Genomic DNA, 11,916 nt, shown 5'->3' on the forward strand with positions numbered 1-11,916 from the left:
CGCTTAGAATATGAAACTAAATATAAAGACTTTGTTCGCGGCTAGTTTAGCTACTTTGGCTGTGAGTTGTACAGACTTGGATGTACCGGTAGATTCTCAATATACGAAATATCCTGGTACGGAGGAGGCTATTGTTTCCAAGATGGCGGGTATCTATTTTCAGATGAGAGAGTGCTTTGGCCGCCGTTATATGGAGGCACAGGCACTGTCAAGTGATGAGTTTACGGCTTTGTCGTATAGTGGAAACTGGCTGGATTCTTATGCATACGCCAATACGTCTTTGCATAATTTTACAGATGAGTGCGCTACCATTGACTGGATGAATGTATTGGGTGAGGGTGTTGTGAAAGCCAATGAGGTTATCGATTCTGATGCTGATCCTAAGTATGTGGCTGCAGCTCGTGCCGTCCGTGCTTACTTCACTTATCTGGAAATGGACAACTTTGGTGATGCTCCTATCGTAGATAAGGTCTATTGCGAGAAGAATGGGGTGGATATTACTGCCCGCCAGCCTCGCGCAGATGTTGCCAAGTGGATAGAGAGTGAACTCCTGGCTGTAGCAGATCAACTTCCAGAGGAAGCTACCGGAGAGAACTATGGCAAGCCGAATAAGTATATGGCATACGGTCTTTTGGCTCGTTTGTATATCAACTGGCCTGTTTATACAGCAGCTTCCGTTGATCAATATGATGCAGCCAATTACAGCAATGAAAAGTTGAATGCCTGTGTAGAGGCTTGTGATAAGATCATCAATGCAGGTAAGTTTGCCCTGGGACCTGTAGCTTATCGCTTCAAGTTTGCTCCTAATAATACCGAGTTGGTGGAGAAGGGAGAAATTAAGGACTTCATCTATGTAATGCCTTACCATACATTGGATGCTACTGGTATGCAGTATGGTCGTTCGCATTCTTATAAGGATATCAAGAAGTTGGCTCCTAGTTATTATGGCACAGCCATGTCTAACTCTGGTGGTGCGTATATAACTGTAACTCCTGAGGCTGCTGCTCGCTTCAATCTGGAAGGTGATGAGCGTAATACGATGGTGCTTCAGGGTACTGTACATGTATATGACCCGGAGACACTCCTTCCTACCGACCAGATTTGTAAGGATCGCAATGGTAATCCATTGGTGTTGGAAACAAACATTAAGTTGGTGAAGCAGAGTTCTGAGCTTGATGCAGGAGATAATGTGGAAGGCTGGCGCCAGGGCGCTCGTTCTGTGAAATGGTTTGTAAGCAATGAGGACTTTAAAAATGGTCGTAATCAGTCTAACGACATACCTCTGATTCGTTATGCCGACATTTTGCTGATGAAGGCTGAAGCTATTGCACGTGGTGCATCGGCAACAGGTGGAGATACTTCTCTTAGTCTTTTCAATCAGATTCGTTCATACGTTCATGCACCGGAGCTTGATCATACCCCATCTTTGGATGAAATTTATGAGGAGCGTGGTCGTGAGTTCTTTGATGAGAACCTTCGTCGTATGGATATGATTCGCTTTGGTCATTTCGAGGATGAGTATTGCTTCCACAAGAAAGGTTTCGAAAATGCGAATTTTGACAAGACTCATCGTATCTTCCCATTGCATAAGGGAAATCAGTTGGATACAAATCCTAAGTGGAAACAGAATCCTGGATATTAATCGATTGAATGATGATAAAGGGGGAGTGGCGGGTTCTGCCACTCTCTTTTTTCTAATTGTTAGATGAAGTTTGTTTCATTTTGATAAAACTGTTTGATTATGAGAAGAAATCTATTGTTGTTATTACTGTGGTTGGCAGGCTTGCTAGCTGTAGATGCTCAAACATTGAGCCGTAAAGAGGTCGAGACCTACGTGATTAATCAATATGGAAAAAGATGGAAAGACGTTGCGCTTTATCTTGGCGAAAAAGATACGTTGGACAAGGACAATGCTTTGACGTTTGAGAAAACCATCTCGGTGCGAGGCAAGAGTAAAAATGAACTCTTTGTCGATTTGAATTATTGGTTTCTGAAAACCTTTAGCAATGCTAGTTCATCGATAGAGATGGCAGACAAGGAATTGGGGGTTATCATGGCAAAGGGTTATTTGCCTGGCATTGCTTATCACTCGGGTGGTTATTCCTCTTATTGTGTCAATATTCGCCCTCTTGTGCGTTGCGACATCAAAGACGAACAGGTCAAACTGACGATTGTCGTTCCAAATTATGAGGTGACGAAAGTTGATGATGGTATTTGGAGTGCCATGCTGGATGAGGATTTCGACAAGCATCCCCCATATACTGTGAACGAAACATGGTCGCTGAATGTTTGTTTCCCTTTTGCGAAGAAAGATGGAACCAAGAAAACTTCCTGCAAGGCATTGGTGATGAGCCATGGATATGTGGAGGTCTTGATGAATCGCATTCAAATGGCGTTATAGCTGCGCCAAAATGTGGTGAAATTGAAGATTTTGGCGCACTTTCAGCGTGGTAACTCAATCATTTGATGATTTGTTTAAATCTTAAAATCCAGAAACCAATAATGAAGCGAATCTTTGTCTTCGCATTATATAGCGCCCTTGGGCTATCCTCGTTGATAGCGCAAGATTATTCCCGATACGTTGATCCACGTATCGGAAGTGAGGGATTGGGTAGAACTTTCCCCGGACCTTGCATGCCATACGGTATGGCGAAGCCGGGACCGGATGCCGTATCTATGCCGAATGCAGGATGGGCGCCGATGCCTGAGCCTGTCAAGGGATTCTCGCAGATGCACGTCAGCGGAACCGGGGGTGGACAGAAGTATGGCAATATTCTTATCCAGCCTTTCTTGGATGCAGGGGACATCATCCAGAAACGGGTGGATGAGAAGATTGCCCTGGGATATTATGCCTGTACCTTTGAGAATGGAATCCGGACGGAGATTACCGCTTCAGAACGTTGTGCCTTCTATCGATTGGATTATGGCAGGAAACAGAAGGGAAAACTCCTGATAGATGTGGCTACCTTCCTGGGTATAGACACGATTCCAGATAAGCGCGAAACTCAGCAGTATGTGGATTCGTATGTTACTTGTGATGGGAAATATGCCGTCTCTGGTTGGAGTACTGTAAGGGGTGGCTGGAACAATGGCGGTCCTTATACCGTATATTTCTATTTGCAGAGTGACGTGCCTTTATCTAATTGTGATGTCCCTTTATCTAATTGCGAAGCGCCTCTATATAATAAGGTGAAGGAATCAAAGACAAGATTGGATGTTGCCTTCTCGAAAAGTACCGTCAATCTGAAGATTGGTATTTCGCATATCAGTATTGCCCAGGCAAGGAAGAATATCCCTGTCTGCGGCTTCGATGCCCAGTTGAAGAATGTGCGGAAAACCTGGAACGGAAAGTTGGGAAAGATAGAAATCTCAGGCACCGAAAAGCAGAAGCGGATGTTTTATACAGCCCTTTATCATACGATGCTGATGCCTGTGGATAAGTCGGGTGAAAACCCTCATTTCGCCGCTACGCCTTATTATGATGATTACTATGCCATCTGGGATACTTATCGTACTTCCATGCCTTTGCTTACGCTGATAGAGGAACCGCAGCAGCGTGATATGGTCAATTCCCTGCTCAATATCTACAAGCATGATGGTTATATGCCTGATGCTAGAAGTGGCAACTGGAACGGCAGAACGCAGGGTGGCAGCAATGCGGATATAGTCATAGCCGATGCCTTTGCCAAAGGAATGAAGGGTATCGATTATCAGCTGGCGCTGAAGGCTATGATCAAGGATGCCGAAGTGCCGCCGACGGATGATGATGGCTTTGTGGGCAGTGTGCCTGAGGAAAAGCATGGCAGAGGTGGATTGATGGAATATAACACGCTGGGCTATGTTCCGTATGGAATAGACCGTGCCGGCAACCGTACCGTGGAGTATAGCTATGATGACTGGTGTATTGCCCAGGTGGCAAAAGGACTGGGTTTTCCGGAACTCTACGATAAGTATATGAAGCGTTCGCATAACTGGCGCAATCTCTGGCGTTCTGATTATGAATGGCAGGGGATGAAGGGATTTATCATGCCGAGAGATGCGGATGGCAGATGGCTCGATTCTGTGCCTTGGGGCAAGTCGAAGGTCTATCATCCTGTGATTCCTTATCGTCCGGATACCAAGGTGGCACCCTGGTATCTTCCATGGTGGTCAACCTTCTTCTACGAGGCTTTGTCGGCAGAATATAGTCTCAGTATTCCGCATGATGTTCCGGGACTGATTGAGGCTTGTGGAGGAAAGGATGCTTTCATCCGACGGTTGGATACCTTCTTCGCCAATGGTCATTTCAATGTGGCGAATGAACCGAGCTTCATGACTCCTTACCTGTATCATTGGGTAGAACGCCCGGACTTGAGCGTTCAGCGAATCCAGCAGATCGTGAACGATAACTATGATGATTCTCCTGACGGTTTGCCGGGTAATGATGATGGGGGAGCAATGTCGTCTTGGCTCGTTTTCAATATGCTGGGATTCTATCCGATAGCCGGACAGAATCTCTATATCGTAGGTTCGCCGATGATTCCTGAATACACCATCCATCTATCCAATGGAAAGGACTTGAAGGTGGTGAGAGAAGGAGAGCAATGGAAGCAGATGTTCATAACTCACGATGTGTTGATAAATGGTGGAAAACTTGTTCTTCCTGATTTTAAAACTGAGGAAAAGGGTGTTGATAAAACGCAGAAACTGCTGATAATGAAAGGAAAAGAGAAATCCACAGTTTTTGCACAACCTGTGGATAAGTATTTGAAAACTATTCCGGCACAGTATGTGGCTCGTTTCATTGTCAACCGACAGTATCGTAACTGGGAGGTAGGAGTAGATTCTACGAGTATGGCTGATACGCTTATTCTGAAATGTAATCAGTCTCTCTATCTGATTCCTCGTAAGTTGGTGGATGAGGCTGATGGTTTCTGTTGGGATAGTCCGCAGAAAGGCAGGAATCTCTATGTATGCGATATGAGTTCCAACAGGGGTATGCGTGACGGCACCTTCCTGTTTATCTCCCGAAAGGCGCTGCGCCAGCTTCAGGCAAACGGATCCTTTGTCTATAATGGGATTTTATGGCGGAAAATATCAGCAGATGAAAAGATCATCACCGTCAAGGCTGAACAGGATGAAACTGTGATGCAGATTGCAGTGAATCTCGGTCTCCCTTGGGTGCTGCGTATGGATGGAAATCCTTTAGGAATTGATTGGAGGTTGGAAAAACAATAAATAGGAGTATTCTCCGTTTCATATAATATGAATAGAAAAGTAACATTATTATATATCTCTTTGGCTTGCGTGCTATCTGTGCAAGCTCAGACCCGCCAGCAGATGGGTGGCGTCTATTATGCTTATCCGGAAGGTCCTTCTGCCAAGACAGGAACTTTTGGTACGACTACTTATGTGATGTCTGATTCTCTGAATGTTCCTCAGGGATATGCACCCTTTTATATCAGCCATTATGGTCGCCATGGTTCCCGTTGGATGCCGAAGGATGATCGGTATGTCTGGATCTGCAAGCATTTTGAAGATGAGAGTAATCTCACTCCACAGGGTTTGCTGGTGAAGGGAATGCTGCAGCGTGTATGGGAAAATGCCAAAGGTAATGGTGGAAAACTGAGCAAGCTGGGTGCTCTTCAGCATCAGGGCATCGCTCATCGTATGTTTGAGCGTTATCCACAGATCTTTGCTGTGGGCAATGCGGTAAAGGCTCGTTCCAGTGTGGTGGATCGATGCGCCAAGAGTATGCAGGCTTTTACTGCGGAATTGCATAGCCTTCAGCCAGGCTTGAATCTGGATGTCAAGACCGATTCTGCCGATATGGCTTGGATAGCGTATGTCTCTCCCGAAGTGAAGGCTTTGGAGAACCGTACCCATGTGCAGGCTCAGGTTTCACCTCGCCGTTTCCTTCTTCAGTTGTTTAAGGATGTCTCTAAGGTGGATGAACCCCTGAAGCTGATGACCGAGATGCATACGGTGGCTTCTTCCATTCAGGATGTGGGCTTGAACTTCTCTTCTTATCCGCAGGATATAGAAGATGGCTTGAATGCACTTTTCACCGATGATGAGTTCCGTGCCATCTATGAAGCCAATAACCTTCGGATGGCTATCAACAATGGTACCGTGGCGACGAATGAGGATATTCCTGCCCGTAGTGCTATCTCCTTATGGCAGAATATCGAGGCGGAGGTAGATCGGGCTTTGCGTTCTGTCAAGTCATCGGCTACGCTTCGCTTTGGTCATGATACAGCCCTTTTTCGTCTCTTGTCTCTTCTCTTCGATGTAAATGTTCCTCCGGCAGGAGCACGTGAAGAGGCAAGTCTGGTGGTTTTGGGAGATGAAATGGAAAAGATGGATCGCGTAGTTCCGATGGCTGCCAATCTCCAGATGATATTCTATAAGAATGCGAAGGATGGTGTGCTGGTGAAGTTTATGCTCAATGAGCGGGATGTTATGCTTTCTCCCGTAGGACAGGTGATCTATGGCACGCATTACTATTCCTGGAATGCCTGGAAGCAGGAAATGCATGAGCGGATTCATCGCCTGGAACATATCCGCCAGCTCAATGCCATCAATACGATGGTGGGTACGGCACAGGCAAATACCCAGACTGCGGGCATGTTCGGAAAGGGTAGTGAGGAACATGGACAAACCATCCCTGCAGTTCTCGTTCCGAATGGTCAGAACTTCTGGACTCCTCAGACGCAGGATACAGAACAGAAATGTATCGCACCTTATTATTATAAGGATACCCATCTGCAGGGCTTCCGCTGCAGCCACTGGCTGGTGGGCGGATGTACGCAGGATTATGGCTCTTTCACGGTGGCTGCGCTTGGTGGAAAGCTCCGCCTTCAGCCAGAACAAAGAGCTACGGCATTCAGCCATGAAGATGAAGTCTCTCATCCTCACTACTATGCTGTCCGCCTGAAGGATGAACATCTGAAGGCAGAGATGACAGCCTTGAGTCATACCTCCTTTCTCCGTGTTACTCCGGAGCAGGATGAGCTGGTTCATCTTGTCATCAATCCGAACAGTGATGAAGGACAGGGATACATCGAGATTGATACCATCAATCATATTGTCTATGGTTATAATCCGGTGCATCGCATCTATCAGGGATGGGGAAAACCGGCTGGTTTCTCCGGACATTTCGTCTTGGCTTACGATGAGAAGGACCTGGTGGATTACGGTGTTTTCGAGGGCGACAGGAAGATGATAAGAGGTTTGAAGGTGCAGGGTAAACCTCGCATTGGCGCCTGGCTCACCTTCCGTGGCAGATCGGGTAAGGCGATGGAGTGGATGTCGGGTACATCCTTTACGTCCCGCGACAATGCGGTGGAGAATCTCAATGCAGAAAACTATATGTATGGCGGATTGGACTTCAACAGCATGATGGAGTATGCTGCCGGAATCTGGTGCGACCGACTTCATACCATTGATGTGGAAAGCAAGGATGTGGCAAAGGTTAACCAGTTTTATGGTGCTCTCTACCGTGCATCCTTCCTCCCTCATGAGATGAGTGATGTGAATGGCGATTATCCGGAGTTTTCTACCGGTACCGTGAAGATGGGCAATGCTGCCCTGAGTTCCAAGGGCTATGCCGTTCCTGCCTATTCTTATCTCCGCAAGTATGGCGATTTCTCCATGTGGGACATCTATCGTGCAGAGTTGCCGCTCTATAGTCTCATCACTCCGAAGATGTCGGGCGAGATGATGCAGTCTCTGGTTCAGATGTACAAGGAAGGCGGCTGGATGCCTATCTTCCCATGCTGGAACAGTTATACGGCGGCGATGATTGGCGATCATGCAAGTGCGGCTCTTGCCGATGCGTATGTCAAGGGTATTCGCAATTTTGATGCAGCCAAGGCTTACGAGGGAATGCGGCTCAATGCTTTCTCTACTCCTTATCTGGCGAAGGATTATCGGGATGGAAAGGGCCGCCGTGCCATCAAATCGTATATGGATAATGGCTATATTCCGTTGGAGGATATGGTGGAGGAAGCCTTTCATACCAACGAGCAGACTTCCCGTACCCTGGAGTATGCCTATGATGATTATGCCGTGGCACAGATGGCGAAGGCTCTGCATGATTCCTGTCAGGATGCCGCTCTGCGCCAGAAGTATCTGGAGGATTACAATGATCTGATGCGCCGTTCCGAGAACTGGCGCAATGTCATCAATCCTGCTACAGGATGGGCGGATGGCAGATACGAGAATGGCAAGTGGGAGAATAATGAAGACCTGGTGCACCGCAAGAGTTACATCACCGAGGGTGCTACCTGTCATTATACCTGGTATGTTCCGCAGAACCCGGAAGGGCTGTTTGAGGTAATCAGAAACAGTAAACCGATGGATAAGCAGGAAAAACAGATAGAAAAGATGGAAAGGAAGATGGAGAAAAAGGGCGAAACTCCTGTTCGCAACGAGAAGGTGATAGCCCGACTGGACAAGATGTTTGATAACGGATGGTACTGGCATGGAAATGAACCTTGTCATCAGGTAGCCTATCTTTACGATGCTGCCGGGGCTCCTGAGAAAACGCAGGAGCGGGTGCATCATATTCTCCAGACTGAATATAATGACACCCCGGGCGGATTGTCGGGAAATGATGATGCAGGACAGATGTCGGCGTGGTATGTGTTCTCGTCTATCGGATTCTATCCTGTATGTCCGGGTACACCTTATTATTATATAGGTACTCCAAGCTTTGACAAGGTTACTCTGAATCTGGAAAACGGCAGGAAGTTCATCCTGTCTGCCGATCGCCAGCACATGGATGATTATCTCATCCAGTCGGTAACCCTCAATGGGAAGCCTTTGGGTGATTATCGCCTCTCTCATCAGCAGATATTGACTGGTGGAGAATTGCATTTCCAGATGAAATAACCCATTCTGCCGGACCTATAATACTGAAATGATAAATGATAAGTAACTTATGGATGCAATAACTGGATTCGTTTATGGCATGAGCATGATGTTTTTTTCCATGATGGCATGGATGTTCTGGCGCAAGGGCAGTGACAGGCTCTTTCGCCTCATCATGATCTTGATGCTGATCGTAGATGCACAGTGCCTGAAGGATATTCTATCCTTCTATTTCACAGGCTTCGACAATGAGGAAAACTGGTTCCTCATATCGGCAGCCGATATGTTTATCATACCATTCTATAGCTTTGTGCTGATGGAATTGGTGAAGCCGGGATGGACTACCTGGCGTAAGGCGGTGATGCTGGAATTGCCGTTTGTGTTGCTTCCTGCCATTTATTGCGTGACGGGCAACAATATCTATTTCTACATCCTTGCGGTGTGGGGTGCTGTTTATGGTCTTACCACTTTCATCGTGATGTTCTTCCTCATCAGGCGCTACCATCGCCAGCTGAAGGAGCGGTTTTCTTATCAGGAGAACATTAATCTCAACTGGCTTCTGGCTATCCTGAGCAGTTGTTTCCTGATATTGATTATCTGGACGATGAGCTGCTTTGTCATCAATGTAGATTTTGATGATCTCTACATGGTGTTGTCTCTGACTATATGGATGTTTATATGCTATTTTGTCTATAAGCATGAGTCGGTTATTGATGAATTGACAGATTCTGATACCGGACCTATTGATGATGGCCTGGACGATGGAAATGTGGCGCAAGGACTGGCGGCGACAGTACGGCAGCTTTTCGAAGAGGAGAAGATCTATCTCAATCCTAAGCTCAAGCTGTCGGATGTGGCGCGTATGGTAGGTACGAATCGTACTTATCTGAGCCGCTTCTTTAATGAGGAGAATGGGCAGACTTTCTATGATTTCGTGAATAATTATCGGGTGGAACATGCTACCCAGCTGCTTCGCACATCTTCCTATACGGTGTTGGAAGTGGCTGAAAAGTCTGGATTCAATTCTGTTTCTACTTTTCGCAGGGCTTTTGTTGCTGCACACGAATGTTCGCCTAATGAATATCGTGCGCAAATGTAAGTGTAAGCTAATCAGGAGAATTGATGTAATGACTCTCCGGATTTTACGCAATGACTCTTTGGAGAGTCGGGGTGTGAGGGAAGATTTTGTTCTTTTGAACCTATGTTTTTTACCCAATGATACCCGAGGTTTCGGGAAAAGTTGTATCTTTGTAGCAGAATTTTCTAGATTAGGTTTACTTATCATTTGCTTTTGATGGACACAAATCAAAAAAGGTTGGCTAACCCGAAGAGGGCAAGCCAACCTTTCTTTTGTTTATGATGATCTTAAAATTCTTTTTTTGCGTTTTAAGTGATGTTTTTCTTATTCCTTGTTGCTTCCGAAAATACGCAGCAGGTAGAGGAAGAGGTTGATGAAGTCGAGATACAATGTCAAGGCTCCGATGAGAGCCAGCTTCTGAGCACCCTCGCTCATATCGTACTGAGTCTGGAGCATCATCTTGATCTTCTGGCTGTCCCAGGCTGTCAGACCCACGAAGATGGCTACACCCGCATAGCTCAAGATGTATTCAAATCCGGAACTCTTCAGGAACATATTAACTACGGTGGCGATAATCAGACCAATCAGCGCCATAAAAAGAATCTTGCCGAGAGAGGTGAGATCCTTCTTGGTGGTGTATCCGTAGAAGGCCATCGCTCCGAATGTACCGGCGGTAATGAAGAAGACTTTGGCAATGCTGGTCATTGTATATACTGCAAATACCGAAGATAGCATCGCTCCATTCAGTACTGAGTAGATGATGAAGAGCAGTGTGGCGGTACTCAGCGACAGACGGTTCAAGGCTCCGGTGATGATGAACACCAAGGCGAGTTCTGCAATGATGAGACCGAAGAGTAAACCGCGGCTTGTCATCAGGGTCATCAACAGGGTAGGACTGCTGGCAACGCCGTAAGCAGTAACGCCGGTAATGACGAGTGCCAATGTCATCCAAGTATAAACCTTGCGCATCAGTGCGGAGAATACACCGCTTAATCCACGCTCTTTCTCGTTGACAGCGAAGCCGTTGCTTGACTGTCCGTTCTGACTATTTATCAGATTGTACATTTCTTTTTCTGTCATAATTCTAATTTCTAATTTAGTTGATTTTTTATTGTTTCTTGATGGCAAAGCTGATTATGCCACAATATAACGGATGCAAAGATAATGCCATTTCTTGAATCTGCCATTATATCTGCTCATTATTAACATTTATTCCGTAATTTTACGGAGCCTTATTCCTTTTATTGCCTGGTTATGGCAAGATATTGCCCCTTGCCAGGGCAACTTTGTGCCATTGCCAGGCAAGAAACGATTCGTCGGGAGAAAGGATTCCCCAGGACTGTCATTTCGGTTCGACCACCCCTCTCGGTCTATAATCAGGGGCGATTTGCTCGTAAATATCCTACTCTTGCTTTTACTCTTCACTCTTCACAAAACAGGCTGAAACCCCGATAAACACTGGGGGTGTGGGAGGTGAAGAGTGCACCGCCACTCTTCACCACTCTTCACTTATCGTAAGGCTCCGCTATTTTTTCTTCCTAGGTCTGGTCATCATTTATGTCAGGGTCTGGTCATCAATTATGCTAAGACTTGGTCATCATTTATGGCAGGGCTTAGTCATCATAGGTGACGGAACCTTTGCCTGCCTGATATTCTTTTTCCCTAAAATGGTTTGGGTGAAGAGTTGTGAAGAGTGGTGAAGAGTGGTGAAGAGTGCACCACCACTCTTCACCTCCCACACCCCCAGTGTTTATCGGAGTTTCAGCCTGTTTTGTGAAGAGTGAAGAGTATTTTTGAAAGTAGTTCTCTATACATTTGGTAGAAAAGTCCAGAATGCATCTTCTTTTATGTGTGTCCGAACACAAACGTTCTTTCGCGCGTATATATATAATTAGGAGAAAAACGGATTTAAAGTCCGAAAAGTGTTTATGAGTGTTAAATTTAAAAGAAAAATGCAACTTTCTTCTCGAAAAATTTGGTGGAAT

Annotated in this window: 7 protein-coding genes; 5 read left to right on the plus strand and 2 right to left on the minus strand. The window is 46.0% G+C overall.

Annotated elements, in window-relative coordinates; translation table 11 throughout:
* The first annotated feature begins 10 nt into the window (after positions 1–10).
* The 5 genes from DXD25_RS05920 (at position 11) to DXD25_RS05940 (ending at position 9,952) form a co-directional block, all read left to right on the plus strand.
* Positions 11–1,642, plus strand: coding sequence for a RagB/SusD family nutrient uptake outer membrane protein (locus tag DXD25_RS05920; protein ID WP_117662213.1), 1,632 nt, complete (start codon positions 11–13; stop codon positions 1,640–1,642).
* 99 nt (positions 1,643–1,741) lie between these two features.
* On the plus strand, positions 1,742–2,401 hold the full coding sequence (locus tag DXD25_RS05925) for a DUF4468 domain-containing protein (RefSeq protein WP_117662214.1): 660 nt from the start codon (positions 1,742–1,744) through the stop codon (positions 2,399–2,401).
* A gap of 101 nt (positions 2,402–2,502) precedes the next feature.
* Positions 2,503–5,217, plus strand: a complete 2,715-nt coding sequence (locus DXD25_RS05930) for a GH92 family glycosyl hydrolase (RefSeq protein ID WP_117662215.1) — start codon at positions 2,503–2,505, stop codon at positions 5,215–5,217.
* A gap of 27 nt (positions 5,218–5,244) precedes the next feature.
* Positions 5,245–8,874 carry a GH92 family glycosyl hydrolase gene (locus DXD25_RS05935; protein WP_117662216.1) on the plus strand — a complete coding sequence of 1,210 codons (3,630 nt, stop codon included), beginning with the start codon at positions 5,245–5,247 and terminating at the stop codon, positions 8,872–8,874.
* 49 nt (positions 8,875–8,923) lie between these two features.
* Positions 8,924–9,952, plus strand: a complete 1,029-nt coding sequence (locus DXD25_RS05940) for an AraC family transcriptional regulator (protein ID WP_117662217.1) — start codon at positions 8,924–8,926, stop codon at positions 9,950–9,952.
* 303 nt (positions 9,953–10,255) lie between these two features.
* Here DXD25_RS05940 and DXD25_RS05945 read toward each other — a convergent pair whose 3' ends face one another.
* Together DXD25_RS05945 and DXD25_RS17130 are read right to left on the minus strand one after the other, a co-directional pair.
* Positions 10,256–11,011 carry a Bax inhibitor-1/YccA family protein gene (locus DXD25_RS05945; protein ID WP_228112958.1) on the minus strand — a complete coding sequence of 252 codons (756 nt, stop codon included), beginning with the start codon at positions 11,009–11,011 and terminating at the stop codon, positions 10,256–10,258.
* 533 nt (positions 11,012–11,544) lie between these two features.
* Positions 11,545–11,916, minus strand: a 372-nt coding sequence (locus DXD25_RS17130) for a hypothetical protein (RefSeq protein WP_222847540.1), incomplete at its 5' end; no start/stop codon positions are given.

It is taken from the genome of Prevotella sp. TF12-30 (genome assembly GCF_003436715.1).
Classification (GTDB): domain Bacteria; phylum Bacteroidota; class Bacteroidia; order Bacteroidales; family Bacteroidaceae; genus Prevotella; species Prevotella copri_A.